Genomic DNA, 23,352 nt, shown 5'->3' with positions numbered 1-23,352 from the left:
TTTGGAAAGCATAAAAAAACCCCATTCGTTTTGAACGGGGCTGAAACAACATATTTATACAAGAAGTCTTGCAACTGCTGCTTCAAATTCTTACTCCCCGAAGAATTGAACAAGGATGAATTTAGCAGGTCTACTGACTTTGCTTCAACCTACTCCGACCTTCCCATTCATAAAGAACAGTGGCTATTCGTTTCGTCCACATTACAGTTGCGGGGACAGTTCTGGATTATACCAGATTCCCTTTTAAGCAATACTTGCACTAAACTCATCAATATTTCATTAATTCAATCGTAAGATAAATTGGGTAAGAATTCAATTATTTTATTTATATGTTTATTATTTTACTAACCTTTGATATGTTTTTTTGTGTGTTTAGCAGAGTTTTTGTCTCTAAACTTAATGGAAATATGTTTTATATGAAACAAGATTACTCTACATCTTTTTCGTTCATTCATAAATTATGCGGAATTTTAACTTTAAATGTCGTTCCTTGTCCTACTTCACTATAGACCTGAATCGATCCACCATGTGCTGTTACAATATTTTTAACGATTGATAATCCTAAACCCGTTCCACTTCTACCTCTTGTACGAGCTTTATCCGCTTTATAAAAACGTTCAAATACAAATGGTAAATCTTCTTTTGAAATCCCTGCACCTGAATCAATAAAATTAAATGTAGTTGATCGTTCATTTTGATTTACTGAAACAATTATTCTTCCATTTTCATTCGTATGTCTTATAGCATTATCAATTAAATTTGTAAAAACCTGTTCCATTCGATCCTCATCTATGTATATATTTATTTGTGGAATGTTGTCGATTTCTCCAAATAGCTTAATATTTTTTTCCTTTGCTAAACCTTTAAACTTACGTAAAATTCGATCTACAAATTGTACTAGAGGAACGAACTCTCTATTTAATTCAGTAAATCCGTTCTCCATTCTTGCTAAATCTAACAAATCATTTACTAATCGACCCATTCTAAGTGACTCATCATAAATGATTTGTGACAATTCTTGCATCTCTTCTTTGGATTCAGCTACACCATCAACAATCGCTTCGCTATAACCTTGTAATAAAGAAATAGGCGTACGTAGTTCATGAGAAACATGCGCTATAAAATCTTTTCTCATCTTTTCTAAACGTCTTTGTTCTGTAACATCCCGAATCACCGCTACAACGCCTCTTATATTCGTTTGATTATATAGGGGGGACATTAAAACTTGCCAATTGCCTTGATCGAAATTTAATTCTATAAATTGCTTTTTCTCACTTTCGACTACTAATACAAATAAATCTAATAGTTCCTTCGTTAAAACAAGTGAAGAAGGTTCTTCAAATTGATCATCATTAAGCATTTTCAAAAAGCGTTCAGCTGGTGGATTTGATGTCACGATTTGACCTTCTTTATCAATCGAAATTACACCATCTACCATACTTGTAATAATATTAGAAACTTTCTCCTTCTCTTGTTTTAATGCATTCATATTAAAATTTAATTGTTTACTCATCTTGTTAAATGAATAGGCAAGTTCTCCAATTTCATCACTTGAATGGATTGGTACTTTCACATTAAAATCCCCTGAAGTCATACTACTTACAACTTCTTTCATCTTTCTAAGAGGTGCTGTAATTTTAGAAGAAAGAAAGAATGAGAAAAATGTTGTTAACACGATTCCAATAGATGCCGCGAGCAAGACAAAGTTAGTCGTTTGGTGAATCATCACTTTTACAGGTTGTAATGTTTGGTATATAAATACAGCTCCATTATTGGAGTTTGTATGTAATGGAACACCTACAACTAATTTTTCTCTCTCACTATTTTCACCATATACAAGTCTTTTACTGACCTCTTTATTATCAGTTAACGTTTTACTTAAATTTTCATCACTTTTTATTTCTTTAAAAGGTAGCTCCTGTATTCCATAAGTATTATTCGAATACCATGGCTCTTGACCGTCAATAGAAATGATTACTCTTGAATATCTACTAACAATATTATTTGATAAATACTCAATATTGGAGATTGATTGACCATTTTCTATTAATTGTGCAATTTTTGTGGCATCATCTTTCATATTTTGTACTTGAAGGTCAATATAAAATTTTTCAAAAAATCCTATTAAGACAAAGGTCAAGAATGATAATACAAGAGAGACTAGTAAGATAATTGTCAGCCAAAGCTTTCCGACTAAACTTCTTACGATCATTACTCCTGACCTACTTCAAATTTATAACCGACACCCCAAACCGTGACGATCATTTTCGCAGCATCCTCAGAGCTTTTACTTAATTTTTCTCTCAGTCGTTTTACATGTGTGTCTACGGTACGTAAATCTCCGAAAAAATCATATTGCCAAACTGATTTTAATAAGGTTTCACGATCAAATACTTTGTCAGGTGCTTTCGCTAAAAACAACAGTAGTTCGTATTCTTTTGGCGTTAAACTGATCTCTTCTCCTTCAACAATTACTTTATGAGCATCATTATCAATCGTTAGATGCGGAAACACAACGATATCCTTCGCTGAAGAATTGTCTGAGGTAAATACCGGTACAGGAGAAGAACGTCTTAATAGAGCTTTAACTCGAAGAACGACTTCACGCGGACTAAATGGCTTAACGATATAATCATCTGTACCAACTTCAAAACCTTGAACTCGGTTTGTTTCTTCACCTTTTGCCGTTAACATGATGACAGGAGTTGTTTTTGTTTTTCGTAATTCCCTACAAACTTCAATTCCATCAATTTTAGGCATCATCAAATCTAGTACGATTAAGGAATATTCATTCTTCAATGCTAAATTTAAAGCATCCTCGCCGTTTTCAGCTTCATCAATACTATAACCATCACGTTCCAAATACATCTTTAACAATCGTCTAATACGATCCTCATCATCTGCTATTAATATTTTTATATTTTGATCCATAATTTCGACCCCCTCTTCATAATTTTACATAATAAAAATTGTATATTCTAGTATAATTTGTGAACATTTTTACATAATTCTTAGAATTTATTATTTCCATAAAATAGTGAAAAAAAACTAGGAAGTAAGTGCACCATTTTTAAGGAACCACATTTAAATATATGTGAATCGAAAATATAAATTAGATAAAAAGCCCTGTAAAGGAAGGTTTATCCTTTACAGGGCTCTATTTAATTACGCATATGAGTGTAAGCCTGCAATGATTAAGTTAACAGCAATTAAGTTAAACATAATAATTGCAAATCCTAGTACGGCTAACCAAGCAGAATTTTCACCTTGCCAATTTCGTTTGAAACGAAGATGTAAGAACACTGCATAGAATAACCATGTTATTAATGCCCAATCCTCTTTTGGGTCCCAGCTCCAGAACTTTGTCCAAGCAATTTGAGCCCAAATCATTGCAAAGATTAGACCACCAAGTGTAAATACCGGAAAACCAATTGCTACAGCACGGTATCCGATTTCATCTAATAATTCACTATCGACTTTTTGTACAAAAGGCTGTAAAAATGCACCAATTCGTTTTCTTAAAATTAAACGGATGATTGCATATAATGCCGCTCCAGCAAAAATTGACCAAATTACAGTGTTTAATTTCTTAGCATTAACCATAGCTGGCACTTCTGCAAGGGCTTCAAAACGATCTTTTGTAGTCAATTCACCTTTATGTGGACCAACAATTGATGGTAGATTATAGACCATTTCTTCTTGTACTTTATCTTTATTAATCCAATTATATTTTGCTTCGTATCCAGATGCAGTAAATGCTGTTGAAATAACGACGAAACCAACAACAGTTACTAAGAAATATAAAACTGCTTCTAACCAAAATGTTTTCTTTGTTGATACTTTTTGATCGATATTCTTAATTAAATAAATTAGTCCTGTAATAAAACTAATAGCTAAAATTGCTTCCCCTAAAGCTGCTGTCGTTACATGGATATGTAACCAATAGCTTTTTAAAGATGGAACTAATGGTTTGATTTCATGTGGAAATACTGATGCATAAGCAATGATGATAATTGACAAAGGTAATGCGAATAATCCAATTATATTTAAACGATACATAAAATAAATCATGATAAACGCAAAAATTAACATCATTCCAAAGAATGTAATAAATTCAAATAGATTACTTACAGGTGCATGTCCAGCAGCAAACCATCTTAATATAAAATAAGTAATTTGCGATAAGAATCCAATTATTGTAATTGTAATTCCAATTGTACCCCATCTATTAGGACCATTATCATTTGTTTTCATCGAGCCGCCAAAAAAGAAAGTAGCTACAATATAACAAATAAACGCGATAAATAAAAAATTACTACTTAGCTCGTACATATTTTCCCCCTATTTAAACACTATTCATTAGCTTGTTGATCAATCGGCAATTCTATTTTTGTGTCTTTAAACACTTTCTTTAATTCCATCTTTAAACCATAATAGTTTTTATTTGTAAATGCCGCAACCCAAACTTCCCCATCTTGATTCTGAATCCAAACACGTCGGTGATACCAATACATACCTTGAATTACACCGATCATAAAGATTGCTCCTCCAAGTCCTAGTAACCAAAGAGTTAAATCTTTACGTACTGTTAAACCTGTTGAATCTTTTGTTTCAATACCTGCAAATGACATTTTATATTTGTTTTCACCATTTGGTTCAATATTTTGTTTGATCGCAACAAATGCTACTTCACCTTTTGGTGTTTTTGGAGTAGTCATTTTAAATACAAACGCTGGATTGTTCGGTTTTCTTGTTTTTGTATCAGGTTGACCATCAGAGTTAAAATAGAAATCTGGAAAATAATTTTTAAGTTCTACTTTATATCCATTTTTTAAGTCATATACTTCTTTAGGATTTTGTAAATCTACTGTGATTGGCCCTAATTTTTCACCTGTTTGTTTATTTTGTAATGTAAATAAAAATGCACTAAATTCACCAATTCGATAATCTACTTGATATAGAGCGAAGTTTTGGAACTTTAGAGGTTCGTTAACTTTAATACTATAATCTTTTACTTTTTTAAGTTTTGGATCTTCTCCTGGTATTAAATTTCCTTCGCGTTTATACAGCGTCACATCGGCTTGATAGTTTTTAGGAATTTTATCATTTCCAAAGCGCTCAATCGCTTTCTTATAAACCTTACCCTCTTTATCTTTATCATACGTTTCCATATGGAAATCATTTAATTTAATATAATAGTTTTGGTTTGTACCAACGACAGGTTTTAATTCGCCTTCTTGAACCCAAAGGGCCTTATCCATATACATGCCTGGTACATATCTCATCATTACACCAATAAGGAAGATAATTAACCCTATATGATTTACATATGGACCCCAACGAGAGAAACGACCTTTTTCTGCTAAGATATTGCCGTTTTCTTCACGAATTTTATAACCTCTTTTTCGTAAATTAACTTTAGCTTTTTCTATTTCGTCTGGAATATGTTCAACTCTACTAATTCCAAACATTTTTTGTCTTTTTAAAAAGTTTGGATGTCTAGTAACAGTTTGTTTGTTTAGAGCTTTATAGAGTGGTAAAATTCGATCTAAACTACAAATTACTAGTGAAATCCCAATCGATGCAACAAGTAACATGAACCACCAAGAGTTAAACGTATTATCCAAACCAATTGCATCGTATATTTTACCAAAGATGCCATATTCATCTTGATAATACGTTGCAGGATTCGCAGTAGGCGGTAGTAAATCTCTTTGCGGAAAAATAGTACCTAAAGCTGCTGCTACTAGTGTAATTAGGATGATTACAACCGCTACTTTTACAGATGAAAAAAACGTCCATATTTTATCTATATAAGTTTGATTATTAACGATCGATCTTCTAGCAGTCCCTTCATAGCGCATATCAAGTATATCGGTTGCTTTTTCATCTTGAGGTTTACCACATGACTCACATATTACAGTACCTACATGATTAAGATGACCACATTCACATTTAAAAGTCTCCATTTTATTTCCCCTTACTAATGTACACTCATCATTTTGGTAATATTTCTTTAATATAACTTTCAAAAGAATTTGGTGTCATTTGACCAGTTACGATTCTCTTTATTGTCCCATCCGGACTTACAAAAAACGTAGTTGGTAAAGGGTTAACACCATATATATTTAAAACCTCTTGATCTTTATCTATTCCGACTGGAAAATCAAGTTTATAATCGCTTACAAATCTTTGTACTGAAAATTTTGATTCATCTGCGTTCATTGCTAGTAACTCGATCCCTTTTCCTTTATATTTCGAATAGATTTCATTCATAAAAGGCATTTCTCGCTTACATGGCTCACACCAAGTACCCCAAAAATTAACAATTACGCCTTTTCCTTTTTCACCTGAAAGAGTATAACTCTTACCAGTATTCAGCTCCGTCATAGCAAAGTTTGGTGCTTTACTACCTTTAGTAATAACTTCATCTTTCTTAAAGAAATTTATGTAAAAAGTATAACCAATTGCACAAACCAAAACTAATAAGATAATTGTTCGTATTAACGTTCTATTTTTCTTCATATATACAGTTCCTCCCATATGATAGAATATCATTATTTCCTATTCTTGAATAGAAATTTGATACGTTTCAAAAAAGACTAAATTTTCAATCTTTTTTTCTGAATTATTAAATATTTCAAGCAAAGAAAAAACTCGGTATTTACCGAGTCGTAGTGGAAAAAATAAGGTATCAGATTGAATTAAAACACAGCTTCTAAAAGTGTTAACCGGTTTATAAATAAGGACGAAAAATAGCAACGGTAACTAAATAAGAAAGCAGCGATCAATTGTCTGACTTATCATTAGCGTGGCTTTGCTGTAGCCATTGCTCTTAATTTTTTTACTTCATGAGGTGATAGTTCTCTTGCATCACCAGGAGTTAATCCAGTCAAGTCTAAAAACGCATATCGTTCACGTTTTAACTTCATAACTGGTGTACCAATTGCCTCAAGCATTCTCTTGACTTGACGGTTTCTTCCTTCATGAATGATCAGTCTTACAATTGCAGTATTTTTGCTTTTATCAAGTGAAATCATTTTAACTTGAGCTGGAGCCGTTTTCCCATCCTCAAGTACAATTCCTCTTTCTAATTTACGTAACTGCTCTTTAGTTGGAATCCCTTTTACTTTTGCGATATATTCTTTATCTATTTCATATTTTGGATGTTGAAGTATATTTGAAAATTCTCCATCATTTGTTAATAGAATGATACCTGATGTATCAAAATCCAATCTACCAATTGGATAAATACGTTGTTTAATCATTGGAAAAAAGTCTGTTACCACTTTTCTACCTTTATCATCTGAAACACTTGAAATTACACCTGATGGTTTATATAAAAGGAAGTAAACTGGTTCTTCTTTATCAATCGGAATCTCTTCCACTTCAACACGATCGTTACCACTTACTTTTATACCTAATTCGGTAACAACCTGACCATTTACTTTCACTTTTCCTTCTTTAATTAACTCTTCTGCTTTTCGACGAGAAGCAATTCCCGCTCTAGCAATAACTTTCTGTAATCTTTCCATTCGATCATTTCACCTCTTCAACCATCATACAGATTTATACAATTGAAAACAAGTGGCAGCTACAAGGTTTTTTGTGAATAAAGTGCATTAAACACCAAATCTAAACCTTAATTCCATTTTTCAAGTCGTGCCCATCGTCATTCTTCCACTTAATCCCTTATACCTTATTCGTTCTCTCAATATCATAATTTTAAAAATCTATCATATAATTTACTAGATTTGCAGAAATGAGGTAATAGATATGAATTTAACTTTAAAACACTCCTCAGCCTTTGACCGGTCTAAAATTATTACGCCAGGTAGTGTACTTATTACTAAAAAGAATGAAACAATCTATATGCTTGTTTATGAAGAAAATGAAGACGATTTTCCATATGTACTTGTCTCATTAACCGATGCAAGACTAGTCCAAAATTATGACATTATGCCAAGCCTAGGAGATATTGAAGACTGGATTGGTGAAGTCACAATGGTAACTCAAAAAAACAAACTATCTATTACAATTCAAGCAAATTACTAGTTTGCTGTTTAATCTATTAGAAACCCGTCAATAATATAATAAGTAAAATGACAAAAGGAGCTTACTATATGAATTATTCTTTTAATCCAGCAGTAAAATATAATTCAGTTGGTTCGTTTAAATTAGGCGATGTATTTTTCACTTCCGATAAACCTACAAAAGCATACAAATTAATCTATGACTCTACAGAAACTAACTTCCCTTATATTTTATTATGCTTAGATGATGCTATTTCAATTCAAAGCTTTGATGATATTCCAACTATTGAAGATATTGAAGAAAATATTGGAGAAATCAAATTCACCGTTCCAAAAGAAAAATTACTTCTTGTGATCAATTAATAAATAAACGACATAAATTAGTTAATCAAAAACGCCATCTAATTCGGATGACGTTTTTTTCACTCTGTTAGAAAAAGATTTTAATGAATAAGGAACCGCCTGTATTAACTTGATTTCCATTTCGAGATGTTGATTTGTTCATTTCTCAACTCAATTTAAGATTAATCCTCGAGATTCTTGTTCGTTTCACTCAAAATTATTAATAATTCGTGGTCTTATTTTCAATTAACAACATTTTAATTGCAGTTTTGACTTTTTTATTTGCTGTTCCGTCATTTTTAATTGCAGTATCAGTTTTTTTATTTGCACTTACTTAATTTTATTTGCAGTTTCGACCTTTATATTTGCAGATTTGCTCTTTTTAATTGCAGTTTCACCTTTTTTATTTACACTCTACAATTTTCCTTATTCAACAATAAAAAAAACGTCATCCATAAGATGACGTTTTTCACTATTAAGCAAATACACTTTCCAACGTTTCGTCTGTTTGCTCGCTCCAATATTTTAACCATTTTTTTGCGCCTTCAAGGTCATGAAGTTTTGCTTGGCCGCATTGAAGCTCATTTGCAGCGGGTACTTCTTCAACTTGAAGTCCAAGTTCAGCTGTTTTACGTAATAATGTGATTACTTCTGAAATTGAAGGTGTACCAGCGATGATTAAATAAAATCCTGTTTGGCATCCCATTGGTGATAAATCAATTATTTTAAAAGGGTCACCCGCAGGTACTGCTTCACGAACGTTCAATGCTAATAAATGTTCTAAAGTATGAATTGTATCTGGCTTCATTGCTTGTTTATTTGGTTGGCAAAAACGAATATCATATTTTGTAACGACTCCGTCTGTACCAACTGCATGAGTACCACAGTGTCTAACGTAAGGAGCAACAACTTTTGTGTGATCTAATTCAAAACTTTCAACTGATGGCATATTTTATTTCCTCCTAAATTACATCTCTCTATTTTTTTGTAGCTTCAACGATCCATACAAAATCATTATATTGTTCGAATTTGACATCAAAACCATTTTTTTCAAAATGTGAACGAATAACTGGAATTAATGGATAGTATTCTCTAATTAAATCATCTCTTAGATTGATATAATTTGCATTTTCTGCATTTGCAATTTCATTCTTATAATCGTTTTCTGTTAAAAACATTGTATCCGCAAATACGATTTTCCCATTCGAGTTCAATAATGAGCTATATATTTTAATAGCTTCATATTTTTCTTGATCAGTAAGATGATGAAAAACGTATGAGCTTACAATTGTATCGATCCCGGCTTGTGGTTTTGGAAAATCAATTAAATCTCCGTCATGAATCGTAATATTTTCTCCTAATTTCTTTGAGGCAATAATTCTCATCTCAGGAGATGGTTCGATTGGAAATACAGTTTTTCCTTTATCAAGAAGTAACTTTGTTAAATTCCCTGTACCAATACCAAATTCAAGGACGCTGTTTCCACTTCTATTAACAATTTCATTCAGTATTTCATCATAACGTCGAAATGCTTCTTTATATTCTGGGTCATGGCCTTGAACAAATGAATCGTAACTTTCTGCCCAACCAGTAAATACATCTAAAAACTCTCTACCCATTTATCTCACCTTTGATGTTTGAAATATTAATGCTTGTTCTAGGTCTTCAATTAAATCTTCTAAATCTTCTAGACCAACTGATAATCGAATTAATTCATCAGAAATTCCTGATGCAATTCGTTTTTCCCTCGGTATTGAAGCATGCGTCATTTTTGAAGGGATACCGACAAGACTTTCAACTGCTCCTAAACTTTCAGCTAATGTAAACCACTTTAATTTTCCTACAAATTCTTCTGGATCTAATCCTTCTTTTAATTCAAAAGATAACATGCCACCAAATCCACTGCTTTGTTGTTTTGCTAATTCATGATTTGGATGCGTCGATAATCCAGGATAGAAAACTTTATTTACATTTGGATGATTCGATAAAAACGTCACAATTTCATGTGTATTTCTTTCATGCTCTTCCATTCTGATTCCAAGTGTTTTAATACCACGTTGTAATAACCAGCTGTCGTTTGGTCCTAAAACTCCACCAATCGAGTTTTGATAAAACGCTAATTCTTCAGCTAACTCATCTTTATTCGTTACAACAATTCCAGCTACTACGTCACTATGTCCTCCAAGGTACTTAGTTCCACTATGAACAACAATATCAGCACCTAGTGTAAGAGGTTGTTGCCAGTATGGAGTAGCAAAAGTATTATCAACAACCGTTAATAAGTCATACTCATTTGCAAGTTTTGCAATTGCTTTAATATCAGTAATTTTTAATAATGGATTACTAGGTGACTCAATAAAAATTGCTTTTGTATTTGGTGAAATAACATTTTCAACTAAAGTAATATTACTTGTATCAACAAATGTAGCTGTAATACCTAAATTTGATAATACTCTTGTAAGTAATCGGTAAGTACCACCATAAACATCATCGCCGACTACGATATGGTCACCAGTCTTGAATAAACTAAACACAGTATGAATAGCTGCCATACCAGATGCAAATGCAAATCCTGCAACACCGTGTTCAATATCTTTCATTAACTCTTCAAGAGCATGTCGTGTAGGATTGCCTGTTCTGGAATATTCAAAGCCCCTATGTTTGCCAACAGCATCTTGTTTATACGTACTAGTTTGATAAATTGGAACACTAACCGCACCAGTTGTTTCATCTCTACTAATTCCCCCGTGTATTAACGCCGTCTTTTTCTTCATCTTTTATCCCTCACTATATATGTTTTTACTTAAGTATCTTTCACTACTATCTGGGAAAATCGTTACGATTGTACTCCCTGGTTTTGCTTTTTTTGCTTCTAATAAACTTGCATATAACGCAGCTCCTGAGGAACTTCCAACTAAAAGTCCTTCTTTTGTTGCTAGTTCTTTTACTAAACGAAATGCGTCTGAATCAAGTACTGTATGAATAGCATCAAATAAGTTTGTATCTACAAAGGCAGGAATGAATTCCATTCCAATTCCTTCAGTATCATGCGAACCTGGTTTTCCACCATTTATGATTGACCCTTCTGGTTCGACAATAACTGTTTTTACATTTTGTAATTTATCTTTTAAATACTGAGCTGTTCCAGTAAATGTTCCTCCACTACCAGCTCCAGCAACAAATACATCTATTTTTCCATCGAGTTGGTCAACTAACTCTGGACCTAATGTTTTGTAATAGGTTCTTGGATTTGCTTCATTACTAAATTGTGAAGGTACAAATGAATTCGGTATTTCTTTTGATAGCTCATTTGCTTTTTTAATTGCACCTGTCATTCCATCTTCTGTAGGTGTGTTCACAATTTTTGCTCCAAGTGCTTTCATCAATGTTTGTTTTTCAATACTGAATTTTTCAGGAACAACAAATATCACATTTACGCCATATTTTATAGCTGCTAGAGCTAAACCAATTCCTGTATTTCCGGCGGTTGGTTCAATTACTGTACCACCTTTTTCTAATTTACCTTCATTAAGTGCACTTTCTAATAATTCCATTCCAAGTCGATCTTTTACACTTCCACCTGGGTTACAGAATTCTAGCTTTGCAAATAGTCTTGTTCCTTTTGGTAAAGGGAATGTTGTAATTTCAAGCAATGGTGTTGATCCGATCAGCTCGTGTACTGACTTTACAACTTTCATAATTTCAAACTCCTTTATGTCACAAAAAGGTTAGTTTCTTCCAATCCATTATATGCAACATGGGTAAAATTGAATGTTGTCTTAATACCAACTATTCTTATTGGTATTATAAGATATTAATTTTAAATGCGCAATAAAAAAGTACTTTTATCCTAAAATAAAAGTACTTTTTTCACGCAGTTGAAAAAAGAAGTTGTCAATTAAATAAGTAAAATCATGTTGATTTCCACTACAGGGTGCTCGCTTTCCATGGGGCGAGATTCTTTAGCCTCCTCGGCTAGCCTGCGGGGTCTCAGCCTTCCTGCATATCCCATAGGAGTCGAGCACCCTTTCGTTCCAATCAACTTATTCATCTAAAAAAGTTTATCTATAAAAACTTTAGAATAAGCTTCTTGAGGAGGTACTCACAAAAGCCCATATCTTAAATAAAAATCAAGAAGCTTCAATAATAGCCAAGAATCATGTAGAAATGAGTAGAAGAATTTTAAAAATAGTAGAAATTAAAATAATCATTGAAACAAAAATTAAATCTTCTCAATTCGTGTTCAAAAAAACTGTTTAAACTTTTTATAAAAAATCTTACCAATACATAAATAACTAACTCTTTACCCAAAAAAGTACTTTTACCTAATATAAAAGTACTTTTTTTAAAATAAAATGATTAAAATATTCTCAAACTCATTGAAATCACATGGGTTTTAGTTAAGAAAAGAACATTGTTACAAAAATGATTGAAAAAATAATACTGATTGCATCTGCGATTAATCCTACTTTTAATGCGTCACCCATTTTACGAATACCTACCGCTCCAAAATACACCGTTAGAACATATAGTGTTGTATCTGTACTACCTTGCATAGTTGATGCTAGTCTTCCAATAAATGAATCCGGTCCATATGTTTTAATTAAATCCGACGTAATACCTAAAGCAGCCGAACCAGAAATAGGTCGAATAATTGCCAGAGGAAAAACTTCTGCAGGAATACCTAGTGAATTTAATAAGGGGCGCATAAGTTCTACACAAAACTCTAGAGCACCTGAAGCTCTAAAGATCGAGATGGATACTAGCATTCCTACTAAAAATGGAATTAATTGTACAGCAATTGTTACACCCTCTTTTCCACCTTCTACAAAAGATTCATACGTCGGTACCTTTTTCCAAGTTCCATGTATTAAAATGACAGCGATAATAAATGGAATGATATAAAGTGAGATCGTATTCATATATCCCATTTATTTTCTCCCCTTTCGATTTCGCCTACTTGCAAAAAAACTATTAACCGCGAGTCCCCCAATGAATGAAACGACTTGTGCAAGAATTGTAACACCTACTATTTCAGTCGGATTTGAAGAATGATAGGACATTCTAACTCCTATGACAGTTGTAGGAATTAAAGTGATTGCACTTGTATTTAACGTTAAAAATGTAATCATGTCATCACTTGCTTCATTACTATTTCTATTTAATACTTTTAGTTGTTCCATCGCCTTTATACCTAGTGGAGTTGCAGCATTTCCTAAACCGAATAAATTGGCGACCATATTTGACATAATATAACCAAGTGCTGGATGGTCTTTAGGAATTCTCGGAAATAAGAACGCTAGAAATGGTTGAAATAATTTCGAAAGAATTTTTAATAATCCTGATTCTTCTGCTATTCGCATTAAACCTAACCAAAAAACAAGAACACTAACTAGTCCAATAATAATGGTAATTGCTTGCTTTCCTCCGTCAAATACAGCTTTATTTACTTCGTCCATAGTGCCATTAATCATCGCAAAAATAAAACCAATTATTGTAAGAGCAACCCAAATAATATTAACCATCAGAGTGCTCTCCCATTAAGTTTAATAAAACTTGTTTCCCGTTTTGGATTATTTCTTTCGTAAATACTTTGACTTTACTATCACTATAAAAAATATTTCTAAATCCAATTTGTTCACCTTCTAATTCGATAATCGCTTTACCAACAATTGCATCATTAGCGATTTTTTTCTTAGTCGGCTTTTGCATTTCAATTGTGATTCTTACTTGATCTCGCTCTTTTTTATCTAATGGATAAGAGAAGTCATTTTTCATATAAACATGTCCCTTATATTTTTTATTTGTGACCTCTTTAATTCCACCTTTACTTAATACTTTCGTTAAAGGATAGTTACTGAAACCATACTCGAATAGTGACATATGATCTTGCCAATCTTGCCCATCGTTTAGTGTTACAACAATTAAATCCATTCCATTTTTTGAAGCAGTTGAAACAAGTGTTCTTCTTGCTTTTTTAGTAAACCCAGTTTTTCCTCCAGTACTATACTTGTACATAAAAGTAAGCAATTTGTTTTTATTCTTCCAAACATAATCCCAAGATTCTGCCGTATTTGGGGCACGGTGTACTTTTGTACCTGCAATTTTTGCATATTTAGGATTTTCCATAGCGTATCTCGTTAATAACGCCATATCATAAGCAGATGAGTAATGCTCTTTACCTTGTTGATCTAGTCCTGATGGATTGCTAAAATATGTATTACTCATTCCGATTTCTTTTGCTTTCTCGTTCATCATATAAACAAATCCTTCGATGCTACCTCCTACTGCCTCGGCAATTGCATTAGCCGCATCATTTCCAGACCTAAGCATTAAACCATACACTAAATCTTCCAGCTTAATTTTTTGTCCAGGTTTTAAATAAATGGATGATCCTTCTGTTTGTACTGCTCTTGAACTTATTGTTATTGTGTTTTGCATTTTACCAGACTCTACAGCAAGTATTGCAGTCATTATTTTTGTAATGCTGGCGATTCTTTCAGAGTCATGCATTGCTTTACCATATAAGATTCGTCCAGTTTTTTGATCCATCAAAACAGCATTTCTAGCACTAACTCCTCCAAATGCTTTAACATTATTCGTCGGAATCATAATCCCGATTAAAAATAAGCCAATGATTCCTACTACTAGCCATTTTTTCATCTTTCGCATCAACTCCACAGTTAGTCCTAATTAGTACAAGTTTACGAATTACATTATAAAAAAATGACTTTTTTTAAGAAAAAAAGTGCTGAACTTGTTCAGATTTATAACCTGAGCAATTCCAGCACCTACATTTTTCACCAATTAATAAAAGGGTTGCCATTTTAATTGACTAGCATAATCATATCGATAATTTACATCCGGCCAATTAACTATGTTCCAAAAATTTGTAATATATGCGTCTTTATCAAATTTATACTGTAAATAATAAGCGTGCTCCCAAACATCCAAAACTAGCAATGGAATTGTATCCCATTGGGTAAAGAATTGATGTTTTTCTGTTTGAAGGATTTCCAACCGATTCGCTCTTGGAACCCAAACTAAAATCGCCCAACCGACACCTTCTACTTTTTTAGCAGCTTGAGTAAAATGCTCTTTAAAATCCTCATAGCTTCCGAAGTCATCTTCAATTTGTTTTAAAAGAGCTCCATGAGGCTGCCCTCCACCTGATTTACTTAAATTATTCCAAAATATAGTATGCAAATAATGACCCGACCCATGAAATGCAAGCTCTCTTTCCCAATGCTTTAATAAATCGTATGCCTTATTTTTTCTTGCCTTTTCTAATTCAATCTCAGCTTTATTTAAACCATCTACATAACTTTTATGGTGCTTATCATGATGCAGCATCATGATTTCTTTTGATATATATGGCTCGAGTGCATTATATGGATATGGTAAAGGTGGAAGCTCATGTTTACCAATCCCTACTCTCTCTTCGACTTCTATTACCCGATACGCATAGCTATCATCATATTCCTCTTCATTTAAAATTGAAATTAATCGTTCTTGTATATCGTCCACATCCATACTAATTTCATCCAAAAAGGAATTTTGATCTACATAATGACCTTTTGTCCCCATTCTGTTTAACAAGAGCTTTACTTTATATTCTAATAGTTCTTTTTCTTGAATATGGTCAAATCTTTCAGACAGCAACTGTAATACATTCGCACACCAGATTTCTACCTCCTGAAAGTAAGTGACGAGTTCAGATTGATTTAACATCATACACCTCCATCAGAGAAAATAAATTTCTCTTCTACTTTCCATTGTATGATATTAAATTTATAGCTATTACCGGTATTCACGTGTTTCACGCGATAAATAGAATTCGCGTAATAAAGGATATTAATTTCACATCTTCTAATATAAAGTGATTAGTTTAGCTTCTCTAAAATAGTCTGATTTTCTGAGTAAAACTCCATTTTTAATGAAATTACTTTTTCCAATTCATAAACAATCATCATTAAACTAGCTCTAGTCTCAAACTCATCCCTTGATTCAGGTAAAGGCATCTTTCTAAAGTCATTCATCATATGACTGAATTCCCCTAATAATTCAATCCCCGTAGATTTTTCTTTCAAGTAAACACCTGTGTCCTCAAAAAATTCAGCGATAATTTTTGAATGCGGATAATTTAGCGCAACCTTTTTTAATAAAGGAATGATTTGATTCGATATGATTTCAAATTGGCGTTCTCTCATTTCAAAATAATTAATATAATATAAGTTCGATTTTATAAAACTATTTTCAACTTGCCTATAAGCTAAAGTTTTCGCCGTATGTAAAAGCATTTTAGTTTCATCAATTAAATCATTTTGTGAATCTTCATCCTTACCCTTCATTTTTAAAGCAATACCTAGCAGTAACATTTTAAAATTTTGTTCGATTTTCTTTTGAGATTCAATCATCTTCTTCTCAATACTTGGCATATATGTATTCATAATTAATGCAATTAAAATCCCAACTGCTAAAATTTCAACTTGATTTAATAAGAAAGAGATTGATTTATCGCTACTCACATAAATTTGTAAGACGATAACTGAGCTCGGAATGATCCCTTCTTGTAACTTCAATGTGACTAACAAGGGGATCGTTAAAAGAAAATAAATGACAACTGTTAATGGCGTATAGCTTAAAAATTCAAACATCATCCATCCTATTAACATGGCTATAACTGATGCAACAAATCTTTGAATTGCAACAATAAATGATCTGCGTTTTGTATTTTGAATACTTAATAGTGTAACTACAGCAGCAGTACTGTAATTTTGTAAATGTAGAGCTTCTGCAATTAATAGGGATATACCACTTCCAATTGCTGTTTTGATTGTCCTTTGTCCAATTGAATACATTTGTTTCATTACTAATCCTCTTCTCTTACAAAGAAATTTCTATTGTATTGTAACGTATCTTAGATAAAAATTACTAGATATATCCAATTTTTTTGGAGTTTTGTACAAAATAAAAAGACTAGAAATTTTCTAGTCTTTTTCTCTTAACTTTACTATTTACATATAACTATTTTCTAATTACTGTTTGTATTGTTGCATAAGTTTTGTTGAATAATCTGTTTCATAATACTCAAGTTCTTCTCTCATTTGTTGAAAAACTTTTTCTAATGAAGAGAATAGGTCTTGGACTGTACCTGGTACAGCTTTATAGAATGTAATTGCTTGATTACCAGTGTATGCTGCACGACTATTTTCATACCATGCATCGTTTTTAGGAGAGAAGAATTCTGCGATACATCTGTGATAAATTTTATGTAAAGTATCTTCAGCTGTTGCTTTATGGAACTGTCCACTTAAAATTTTCTCACAAACCTCTTTAGCATCCTCACAATATACTGTAATTCTACGTAATGAAGAAAGTATTTTTTCTAAGTAGTTAAGATCCACTGCTTGGTTTTCATGTTGAAATGACGGTAAAGAATTCTTATTTAAAAACAAATTACACTCTAGACCAACAATCCCTAATTGATTTCCAACAATTTTTAATTGATGCTCTACCATCTTATTCGACATTTTTTTCCCTCCGTTAAATTAGATCGATATTTCAATTCTATTTGAATTTTGCTTAATACTTCTCACATATCCTGCTAATTTATCAAAATCAGCACCTTGTAGCTCTTTTACAAATTGATCTAATTCATTAATATATATTCGCTTTCTTCCAAGATAATCAGGATTTTTAATAATTAGCGCAAGTGCCACTATATCACGGAAATCTACTGACTGATCGCCATTTTCATATAATCTAGTTGTTTTTAAATCACTTACTTCAGAAAGTTGTTCTTCAAAAAAACGAACATATAAAACAGAAGTTACAATTTTTTGACCATTGTATTCATATTCAACTTCAGAACGATTAAAAAAATCTTCCGAAGTATTTGGTTGAGCCTTTACTAATTCATACCCAAGACAATTATAAATTAACAATTCTTTCACCCTCCAAGATTTCCATAGTATTAGTTTAACATAGGATACAGAAAGATTTGCAGAATTTTTTAACTAATCTTGTTTTTCAAATTTGCTAAAAAATAAATCTGCTTCTTCTTCAACCTCTTCCAATTTTAAATCTTGTGGTAGTGGAGGTAATTCTTTAATGTTTTTTAAACCAAAATAATCTAAAAACTCAGAAGTAGTACCATATAAAATTGCACGACCAGTACCTTCAGCCCGTCCAACTTCTTTAATTAAATATTTCGAGACAAGAGTTTGAATTGGTTTTTCAGTCTTAACTCCACGAATATCTTCTATTTCTGTCCTCGTAATTGGTTGTTGGTATGCAACAATTGCTAAAGTTTCTAATGCAGCTTGTGACAACGAAGAGTTCGATGGGCTTTCAACTAATTTTTTGAAAAACTCACCATGTTCCCTCTTTGAAGTAAGTTTATATCTGTTTGCTAAAATTCTAATTTGTAAGCCTCTGTTAGGATTTTCATACTCTTCTTTAAGGCTCTCGATTAGTTCTAGAACTTCGGTTTGACTTAATTCTAAAGTCTCAGATAGCTCGACAATCGATATTCCTTCATCGCCAGCTACAAATAAAAGTCCTTCTAGAACTCCTACCAATTTTTTTTCCTGTTCCATTACAAGTACACCTCAGCTTGCTTATCTTCAAAAACCTCTCGTGATGTAAGAAAAATTTCTGAAAAGTTTTGTTCCTGTTCTACTATAATGTCTTTTGTTTTCATTAACTCCAAAATCGCTAAAAAAGTAACTACAATACTTTCTTTATCATTATATGGAAATAAACTGATGAAATTAGTTCTCTTTTTTATACTTTTTAAGTAGGTAATAATTTCATCTATTCTTTTTTCGATCGATATTTCTTCCCGAACAATTTTAGTTTGAAGTGGTTCTTGCAGCTTTTTACGTTTAAAAAGCTTTTGAAGTGCACCAAACATATCGTAAATCGTAACATCAGTCGGCATGACAATATCTTCTGGTCTAGGTCCATATTCGGACAAATCAACTGGGTTTCGAGTAAAAATCATTGCACGTTCTGATTCTTTTTCCTGAAATACGATCGCTGCTTCTTTAAATTGCTTATATATAATTAATCGATTCATTAATTCTTCTCTAGGGTCTTCTTCAAGTATTGCATCCCAATCAGCTTGTTCCTCATGATTAGGTAAAATACTTTTACTTTTCATCGCAAGTAATTCAGCTGCCATCACTAAATATTCACTTGCAATATCCAATTCTAATTCTTTCATTGTATGAATATATGAAACATATTGATCTGTTATTTCAGATACAGGTATATCATAAATATCAATTTCAAATCGTTGAATTAAATGAAGTAATAAATCTAATGGCCCTTCAAATGCATCAATTTTAACTTCATATTGCTTCACAAACTACTCACCAACTTACTTTAAAATAAAAATATACTCTATAACAGTATAAAGTATTATTTCATAAAACTATATAATTAGAAAAGGTTTTTTCATTGATGAAGTTAGTTTGTTCCTAAATTTTTAGTTTTGCGCCTATACCATTTTCTTAAAATTTTCATAAGATATCAGTGCAAGAAGAATTATTTTTTTGGTAAGGAGGTTATTTCATGAGTAAAGGTGCTGTTTCTCCAGAGTTCGGCGGTTTCGGCCACGGCAGAGGCTTTGCTTTAATCGTAGTATTATTTATTTTATTAATCATCGTTGGATGTGCTTTCGTCTGTTAATTTAACCCCGTGAATAAACAAAACGTGAAAGTCTAGACATTAGCTCTAGGCTTTCTTCTTTTTAAATAATTCCATTTCTGATAAAATTTTAGTAATAAAGAGGTGAAAAACTTGGTCCATTATAATAAAAACGAGCGATACATAAAATATTTATGTCATTTTCATTTTGATCAAGATTTTTTTGAATGTCATGAAATTCTTGAAGAACAATGGAAACTTGAATTAAATGATCAATATAAAAAGGTATGGTTAGGTTTAATTAGATTATCAGTAGTGTTATATCATTATAGAAGAAGAAACTTTACTGGTGCTAAAAAATTATTTCGACACGTCATTACCTTTTCAAATGATTCTAATTTATTAGAAATGGCTGGTATTGATCAATTACGCTTCCAACAAATCGTATCAGATTTACAGCTAAACCTTCAAAACGAAACGGAATATCACCCTTTCGATCTCCCAATAAATGATCAAGAATTGATTGAAAGATTCCAAAATCAAAAAGAAAATTACTCGTCTTTTACGGAAGATTTAATTAATAAGCATTCTACAAGAGATCGAACAGATGTCATTTCGGAAAGATTAAAGCAATTAGAATTACGAAGAAATATTTAGCGTAAAAGGAAAAGGTGCTCAAATAATTGGGCACCTTTTTTAGTATTTCGAAATATATTGAAGTCAATATTGCGAACATTAGATGAATCTTATTCATAAAAGTTTGAACTTTTTTGCAAATGTGTAGTTTTTGTTGTTTGTTAATTTCGATTTTGTTGTTTATAAATCCTTATGAATCATCAAATCTAACTAAACATATATGAAAATATTTATAAATATCATTCTTTTCAAGGGATAAAATAAAATATATATTCCAAAGTAGTATTGATTTAGTAGTAGTTTTTTTAATTAATAAAAGGTAATTCTATAATGAAATGATTATTCTTTATGGATTTAAGATTAATTTCTAAAGTTGAATAAGTTGATTGGAACGAAGGGTGCTCGACTCCTGTGGGATATGCGGGAAGGCTGTGACCCCGCAGGCTTGCCGAGGAGGCTCGCCCCGCGAAAAAGCGAGCACCCTGTAGTGGAAATCAACATGGTTTTACTTATTTATTTGACACTTTCATTTTACAGTAAAGAAAAGGTGCTCCAAAAATTGAGCACCTTTTTCTATAATACTTTCAAACTAACATGACAATGTTCAATAAATGAAGCTACTTCTTGCGTTGTTACGATTGTATAGTCTGTATATTGAGATCTAATAGCATCGTAAAGTGAAGTTGCAATACCTTGATTTCGGAATGAAGGGTTTACACTTAAATGTTTAATCATAATAACCTTATCTGGTAGTATTTGTATTCCAATAATCCCAACAATATCGTCTAATTTCCAAAGGAACAAATGATTATCATCTTTAGTTTCATAATCTTTAATCGTATTTACTAAGCTCTTCACATTCTTTTCATTCGGCATAAACGAAAGCAGGCCCATTGCAATTTTCTCATATGTTTTCTTATACCTAATTAACATGTTAACCCCTCTTAAAAATTATTAAAACTCTAATTAGCTTCTAAACCAATACAAAATATATGATTGATTATCCCTCTATAGTACGGTAAATAGTAAAATTCGTTCCAAATATATCAATATTTCAAATATATAATTCTCACATTTTTCTGTCAAGTCAGAAAACCAGTAAGAAGGAAAAACGGGATATATGGTACAGGAGAGAATTTTAAATAATTTAGTGTACTAGTTAAGTATTTTTCCTTTCAATGCCATCTCATAGGCTTTTGTCACCAATTTGATAAATTTGAATACAGTAAATTTTAGTTAGAGTTATATAAAAGGGTGATCATTATGAGGTTGGATTTAGATTATACATCGCCAAGTATTCAATTTACTTTTGATATAAATAAAAACAATTCCTTTGTGAAAGATAATCAAAATTTTATCAATCAATTAAGCGTTAATGATTTGAATACTTTGGATAATTTGTCTTTATTGGATATCTATTTAAGTGTAAATAATGTTGTAGAGCCACATTATCATCAAAATTCATCAGAATTAGTATATTGTATTTCTGGCAACGCAGTTGTATCGATTTTAAATCCTTATACAAAGCAACTATTAAATTTCCCTATTGCCCCTGGTCAGGTTGCAAACGTACCACAAGGCTGGTGGCATTATGAAATTGCAACTGTTGACAATACTCATTTATTAGCAATATTTAATGCACCTTCCCCTGATGTCATTTTATTCTCGGATTTAATGAAATTTACACCTTCAAATATTGTCTCACATACTTACTGTCTTGATGAAAACCAATGGAAAATTGCAACAGCAAATTTACAACCTTCTGTATTTATAGGACCACCAAAAAACTGTAATCGACAAGTTCAAAATCAGCAAGAATTTACAAATCAGCAGAACCAAAATTATTATCAAAACGCATATTACAACCAGCATTATTATCAACAGCGTTTTTAATTGAAGATCATGGTGAGATTAGTTAGTGCAATTAAATTTTGGAGATCTGCAATTAAAAATAAGAAAACTGCAAATAAGACGAGGAATCATGTGGAATTAGATTATAAGAATCAAGAATAGTGAAGAAATAACATAAAAATAGCCATGTGAAACAATAAAAACTAAACATAATACAAATAAACTTCAAATAAGTCTTCGAATTTAGACTAGTCCGAACTGCTATCAATTATTTCACCATTTAACCAAATATGAACATGTTAAAAAACCACAAGGAAAATTTTTCCCTTGTGGTTTTCTTCTTTTGAAGTCTATTTAGAAAGACCTCTTATTGGTTTGACTATTCTTCGTCCCAAACCTTAACTTCTTGCATAACGTCGCCATTACGCATTCTTAAAACTGTATCCATACCTTCGATTACTTGACCGAAAACTGTATGTACGCCATCTAAATGTGGTTGTGGCTCGTGAACGATAAAGAATTGGCTACCACCAGTATCTTTTCCAGCATGTGCCATTGATAAAGCTCCAGCTTTGTGTTTTAATGGGTTACCAACAGTTTCACATTTAATTTTGTATCCTGGGCCACCTGTTCCGTTACCGTTTGGATCTCCACCTTGAGATACAAATCCAGGAATTACACGGTGGAAAGTTAATCCATTGTAGAAACCTTCACGGATTAATTTTTCAAAGTTTTCAACTGTACCTGGTGCATGCTCTGGGAATAATTCGATTAAGATTTGTTCACCATTTTCAAATGTTATACTTGCTTTTTTCATAATAAAAATCCTCCTTAT

Annotated in this window: 26 protein-coding genes and 1 riboswitch; of the genes, 5 read left to right on the top strand and 21 right to left on the bottom strand. The window is 32.0% G+C overall.

Annotated elements, in window-relative coordinates:
* Window positions 1–106: 106 nt before the first annotated feature.
* Window positions 107–279: riboswitch (cobalamin riboswitch) on the bottom strand.
* Between the two features lie 172 nt (window positions 280–451).
* The 6 genes from BED47_RS00270 to rluB all read right to left on the bottom strand — a co-directional run bounded on the left by BED47_RS00270 (window position 452) and on the right by rluB (window position 7,535).
* The gene (locus BED47_RS00270) at window positions 452–2,212 is read right to left on the bottom strand and encodes an ATP-binding protein (RefSeq protein ID WP_069031837.1); all 1,761 of its coding nucleotides are present in this window, start codon (window positions 2,210–2,212) and stop codon (window positions 452–454) included.
* On the bottom strand, window positions 2,212–2,931 hold the full coding sequence (locus BED47_RS00265) for a response regulator transcription factor (RefSeq protein ID WP_025672290.1): 720 nt from the start codon (window positions 2,929–2,931) through the stop codon (window positions 2,212–2,214). The genes BED47_RS00270 and BED47_RS00265 overlap by 1 nt, the downstream gene beginning before the upstream one ends.
* Before the next feature lie 234 nt (window positions 2,932–3,165).
* Window positions 3,166–4,332 carry a c-type cytochrome biogenesis protein CcsB gene (gene ccsB / locus BED47_RS00260; protein ID WP_069031836.1) on the bottom strand — a complete coding sequence of 389 codons (1,167 nt, stop codon included), beginning with the start codon at window positions 4,330–4,332 and terminating at the stop codon, window positions 3,166–3,168.
* Between the two features lie 20 nt (window positions 4,333–4,352).
* A complete protein-coding gene (gene resB, locus BED47_RS00255; protein WP_069031835.1) occupies window positions 4,353–5,969 on the bottom strand; it encodes a cytochrome c biogenesis protein ResB in 1,617 nt (538 codons plus the stop codon).
* 28 nt (window positions 5,970–5,997) lie between these two features.
* Window positions 5,998–6,525, bottom strand: coding sequence for a thiol-disulfide oxidoreductase ResA (gene resA, locus BED47_RS00250; protein ID WP_069031834.1), 528 nt, complete (start codon window positions 6,523–6,525; stop codon window positions 5,998–6,000).
* 281 nt (window positions 6,526–6,806) lie between these two features.
* Window positions 6,807–7,535 carry a 23S rRNA pseudouridine(2605) synthase RluB gene (rluB, locus tag BED47_RS00245; RefSeq protein WP_069031833.1) on the bottom strand — a complete coding sequence of 243 codons (729 nt, stop codon included), beginning with the start codon at window positions 7,533–7,535 and terminating at the stop codon, window positions 6,807–6,809.
* 241 nt (window positions 7,536–7,776) lie between these two features.
* Between rluB and BED47_RS00240 the strand changes: the two genes are divergently transcribed.
* A complete protein-coding gene (locus tag BED47_RS00240; protein WP_069031832.1) occupies window positions 7,777–8,055 on the top strand; it encodes a hypothetical protein in 279 nt (92 codons plus the stop codon).
* A gap of 68 nt (window positions 8,056–8,123) precedes the next feature.
* Window positions 8,124–8,396, top strand: coding sequence for a hypothetical protein (locus tag BED47_RS00235; RefSeq protein ID WP_069031831.1), 273 nt, complete (start codon window positions 8,124–8,126; stop codon window positions 8,394–8,396).
* A 454-nt stretch (window positions 8,397–8,850) separates the two neighbouring features.
* Here the strand turns inward: BED47_RS00235 and BED47_RS00230 are convergent, their stop codons facing one another.
* The 13 genes from BED47_RS00230 to BED47_RS00170 form a co-directional block, all read right to left on the bottom strand.
* Window positions 8,851–9,324 (bottom strand): S-ribosylhomocysteine lyase, encoded by a 474-nt coding sequence (locus tag BED47_RS00230; protein WP_069031830.1) that lies wholly within the window; start codon window positions 9,322–9,324, stop codon window positions 8,851–8,853.
* Window positions 9,325–9,352: 28 nt separating this feature from the next.
* The gene (locus BED47_RS00225) at window positions 9,353–9,994 is read right to left on the bottom strand and encodes a class I SAM-dependent DNA methyltransferase (RefSeq protein WP_069031829.1); all 642 of its coding nucleotides are present in this window, start codon (window positions 9,992–9,994) and stop codon (window positions 9,353–9,355) included.
* Window positions 9,995–11,149 (bottom strand): bifunctional cystathionine gamma-lyase/homocysteine desulfhydrase, encoded by a 1,155-nt coding sequence (locus BED47_RS00220; RefSeq protein ID WP_069031828.1) that lies wholly within the window; start codon window positions 11,147–11,149, stop codon window positions 9,995–9,997.
* Window positions 11,150–11,152: 3 nt separating this feature from the next.
* On the bottom strand, window positions 11,153–12,073 hold the full coding sequence (locus BED47_RS00215) for a PLP-dependent cysteine synthase family protein (protein ID WP_069031827.1): 921 nt from the start codon (window positions 12,071–12,073) through the stop codon (window positions 11,153–11,155).
* Window positions 12,074–12,775: 702 nt separating this feature from the next.
* A complete protein-coding gene (locus BED47_RS00210; protein ID WP_069031826.1) occupies window positions 12,776–13,306 on the bottom strand; it encodes a spore maturation protein in 531 nt (176 codons plus the stop codon).
* Window positions 13,307–13,900 carry a nucleoside recognition domain-containing protein gene (locus tag BED47_RS00205; protein ID WP_069031825.1) on the bottom strand — a complete coding sequence of 198 codons (594 nt, stop codon included), beginning with the start codon at window positions 13,898–13,900 and terminating at the stop codon, window positions 13,307–13,309.
* Window positions 13,893–15,038: a D-alanyl-D-alanine carboxypeptidase family protein gene (locus tag BED47_RS00200; RefSeq protein ID WP_420488136.1), complete on the bottom strand. Its 1,146-nt coding sequence runs from the start codon at window positions 15,036–15,038 to the stop codon at window positions 13,893–13,895. The genes BED47_RS00205 and BED47_RS00200 overlap by 8 nt, the downstream gene beginning before the upstream one ends.
* A gap of 144 nt (window positions 15,039–15,182) precedes the next feature.
* Entirely contained in the window at window positions 15,183–16,106 is a 924-nt protein-coding gene (locus BED47_RS00195) for a superoxide dismutase (protein ID WP_069031823.1), read from the bottom strand.
* Between the two features lie 152 nt (window positions 16,107–16,258).
* Complete coding sequence (locus BED47_RS00190; protein WP_084006687.1) at window positions 16,259–17,245, bottom strand: aromatic acid exporter family protein; 987 nt, start codon at window positions 17,243–17,245, stop codon at window positions 16,259–16,261.
* A gap of 168 nt (window positions 17,246–17,413) precedes the next feature.
* Window positions 17,414–17,908: a DUF3907 family protein gene (locus BED47_RS00185; RefSeq protein ID WP_069031822.1), complete on the bottom strand. Its 495-nt coding sequence runs from the start codon at window positions 17,906–17,908 to the stop codon at window positions 17,414–17,416.
* A gap of 18 nt (window positions 17,909–17,926) precedes the next feature.
* Window positions 17,927–18,322 (bottom strand): hypothetical protein, encoded by a 396-nt coding sequence (locus tag BED47_RS00180; RefSeq protein WP_069031821.1) that lies wholly within the window; start codon window positions 18,320–18,322, stop codon window positions 17,927–17,929.
* A gap of 72 nt (window positions 18,323–18,394) precedes the next feature.
* Complete coding sequence (gene scpB / locus BED47_RS00175; RefSeq protein WP_069031820.1) at window positions 18,395–18,976, bottom strand: SMC-Scp complex subunit ScpB; 582 nt, start codon at window positions 18,974–18,976, stop codon at window positions 18,395–18,397.
* Window positions 18,976–19,746, bottom strand: coding sequence for a segregation/condensation protein A (locus tag BED47_RS00170; protein WP_069031819.1), 771 nt, complete (start codon window positions 19,744–19,746; stop codon window positions 18,976–18,978). The genes scpB and BED47_RS00170 overlap by 1 nt, the downstream gene beginning before the upstream one ends.
* A 209-nt stretch (window positions 19,747–19,955) precedes the next feature.
* Here BED47_RS00170 and BED47_RS23035 point away from each other — a divergent pair, with 209 nt between their 5' ends.
* On the top strand, window positions 19,956–20,072 hold the full coding sequence (locus BED47_RS23035; RefSeq protein ID WP_084006686.1) for a YjcZ family sporulation protein: 117 nt from the start codon (window positions 19,956–19,958) through the stop codon (window positions 20,070–20,072).
* A 111-nt stretch (window positions 20,073–20,183) separates the two neighbouring features.
* Window positions 20,184–20,687 (top strand): DUF309 domain-containing protein, encoded by a 504-nt coding sequence (locus BED47_RS00165; RefSeq protein WP_069031818.1) that lies wholly within the window; start codon window positions 20,184–20,186, stop codon window positions 20,685–20,687.
* Between the two features lie 552 nt (window positions 20,688–21,239).
* Here BED47_RS00165 and BED47_RS00160 read toward each other — a convergent pair.
* Window positions 21,240–21,599, bottom strand: coding sequence for a GNAT family N-acetyltransferase (locus BED47_RS00160; RefSeq protein ID WP_069031817.1), 360 nt, complete (start codon window positions 21,597–21,599; stop codon window positions 21,240–21,242).
* 330 nt (window positions 21,600–21,929) lie between these two features.
* Between BED47_RS00160 and BED47_RS00155 the strand changes: the two genes are divergently transcribed.
* On the top strand, window positions 21,930–22,559 hold the full coding sequence (locus tag BED47_RS00155) for a cupin domain-containing protein (RefSeq protein ID WP_069031816.1): 630 nt from the start codon (window positions 21,930–21,932) through the stop codon (window positions 22,557–22,559).
* 337 nt (window positions 22,560–22,896) lie between these two features.
* Here BED47_RS00155 and BED47_RS00150 read toward each other — a convergent pair whose 3' ends face one another.
* Window positions 22,897–23,334, bottom strand: coding sequence for a peptidylprolyl isomerase (locus BED47_RS00150; protein WP_069031815.1), 438 nt, complete (start codon window positions 23,332–23,334; stop codon window positions 22,897–22,899).
* Window positions 23,335–23,352: the final 18 nt, after the last annotated feature.

The organism is Gottfriedia luciferensis (genome assembly GCF_001712755.1).
GTDB classification, from domain to species: Bacteria; Bacillota; Bacilli; order Bacillales; family Bacillaceae_G; genus Gottfriedia; species Gottfriedia luciferensis_B.
The sequence above is the reverse complement of the archived record's forward strand: the minus strand, read 5'-3'. Positions and strand labels throughout refer to the sequence as shown.

Coding starts and splice junctions, on each gene's coding strand:
- BED47_RS00270 (WP_069031837.1), bottom strand. CDS start 2,212: ATGATCGTAAGAAGTTTAGTCGGAAAGCTTTGGCTGACAATTATCTTA.
- BED47_RS00265 (WP_025672290.1), bottom strand. CDS start 2,931: ATGGATCAAAATATAAAAATATTAATAGCAGATGATGAGGATCGTATT.
- ccsB (WP_069031836.1), bottom strand. CDS start 4,332: ATGTACGAGCTAAGTAGTAATTTTTTATTTATCGCGTTTATTTGTTAT.
- resB (WP_069031835.1), bottom strand. CDS start 5,969: ATGGAGACTTTTAAATGTGAATGTGGTCATCTTAATCATGTAGGTACT.
- resA (WP_069031834.1), bottom strand. CDS start 6,525: ATGAAGAAAAATAGAACGTTAATACGAACAATTATCTTATTAGTTTTG.
- rluB (WP_069031833.1), bottom strand. CDS start 7,535: ATGGAAAGATTACAGAAAGTTATTGCTAGAGCGGGAATTGCTTCTCGT.
- BED47_RS00240 (WP_069031832.1), top strand. CDS start 7,777: ATGAATTTAACTTTAAAACACTCCTCAGCCTTTGACCGGTCTAAAATT.
- BED47_RS00235 (WP_069031831.1), top strand. CDS start 8,124: ATGAATTATTCTTTTAATCCAGCAGTAAAATATAATTCAGTTGGTTCG.
- BED47_RS00230 (WP_069031830.1), bottom strand. CDS start 9,324: ATGCCATCAGTTGAAAGTTTTGAATTAGATCACACAAAAGTTGTTGCT.
- BED47_RS00225 (WP_069031829.1), bottom strand. CDS start 9,994: ATGGGTAGAGAGTTTTTAGATGTATTTACTGGTTGGGCAGAAAGTTAC.
- BED47_RS00220 (WP_069031828.1), bottom strand. CDS start 11,149: ATGAAGAAAAAGACGGCGTTAATACACGGGGGAATTAGTAGAGATGAA.
- BED47_RS00215 (WP_069031827.1), bottom strand. CDS start 12,073: ATGAAAGTTGTAAAGTCAGTACACGAGCTGATCGGATCAACACCATTG.
- BED47_RS00210 (WP_069031826.1), bottom strand. CDS start 13,306: ATGGGATATATGAATACGATCTCACTTTATATCATTCCATTTATTATC.
- BED47_RS00205 (WP_069031825.1), bottom strand. CDS start 13,900: ATGGTTAATATTATTTGGGTTGCTCTTACAATAATTGGTTTTATTTTT.
- BED47_RS00200 (WP_420488136.1), bottom strand. CDS start 15,038: ATGAAAAAATGGCTAGTAGTAGGAATCATTGGCTTATTTTTAATCGGG.
- BED47_RS00195 (WP_069031823.1), bottom strand. CDS start 16,106: ATGTTAAATCAATCTGAACTCGTCACTTACTTTCAGGAGGTAGAAATC.
- BED47_RS00190 (WP_084006687.1), bottom strand. CDS start 17,245: ATGAAACAAATGTATTCAATTGGACAAAGGACAATCAAAACAGCAATT.
- BED47_RS00185 (WP_069031822.1), bottom strand. CDS start 17,908: ATGTCGAATAAGATGGTAGAGCATCAATTAAAAATTGTTGGAAATCAA.
- scpB (WP_069031820.1), bottom strand. CDS start 18,976: ATGGAACAGGAAAAAAAATTGGTAGGAGTTCTAGAAGGACTTTTATTT.
- BED47_RS23035 (WP_084006686.1), top strand. CDS start 19,956: ATGAGTAAAGGTGCTGTTTCTCCAGAGTTCGGCGGTTTCGGCCACGGC.
- BED47_RS00160 (WP_069031817.1), bottom strand. CDS start 21,599: ATGTTAATTAGGTATAAGAAAACATATGAGAAAATTGCAATGGGCCTG.
- BED47_RS00155 (WP_069031816.1), top strand. CDS start 21,930: ATGAGGTTGGATTTAGATTATACATCGCCAAGTATTCAATTTACTTTT.
- BED47_RS00150 (WP_069031815.1), bottom strand. CDS start 23,334: ATGAAAAAAGCAAGTATAACATTTGAAAATGGTGAACAAATCTTAATC.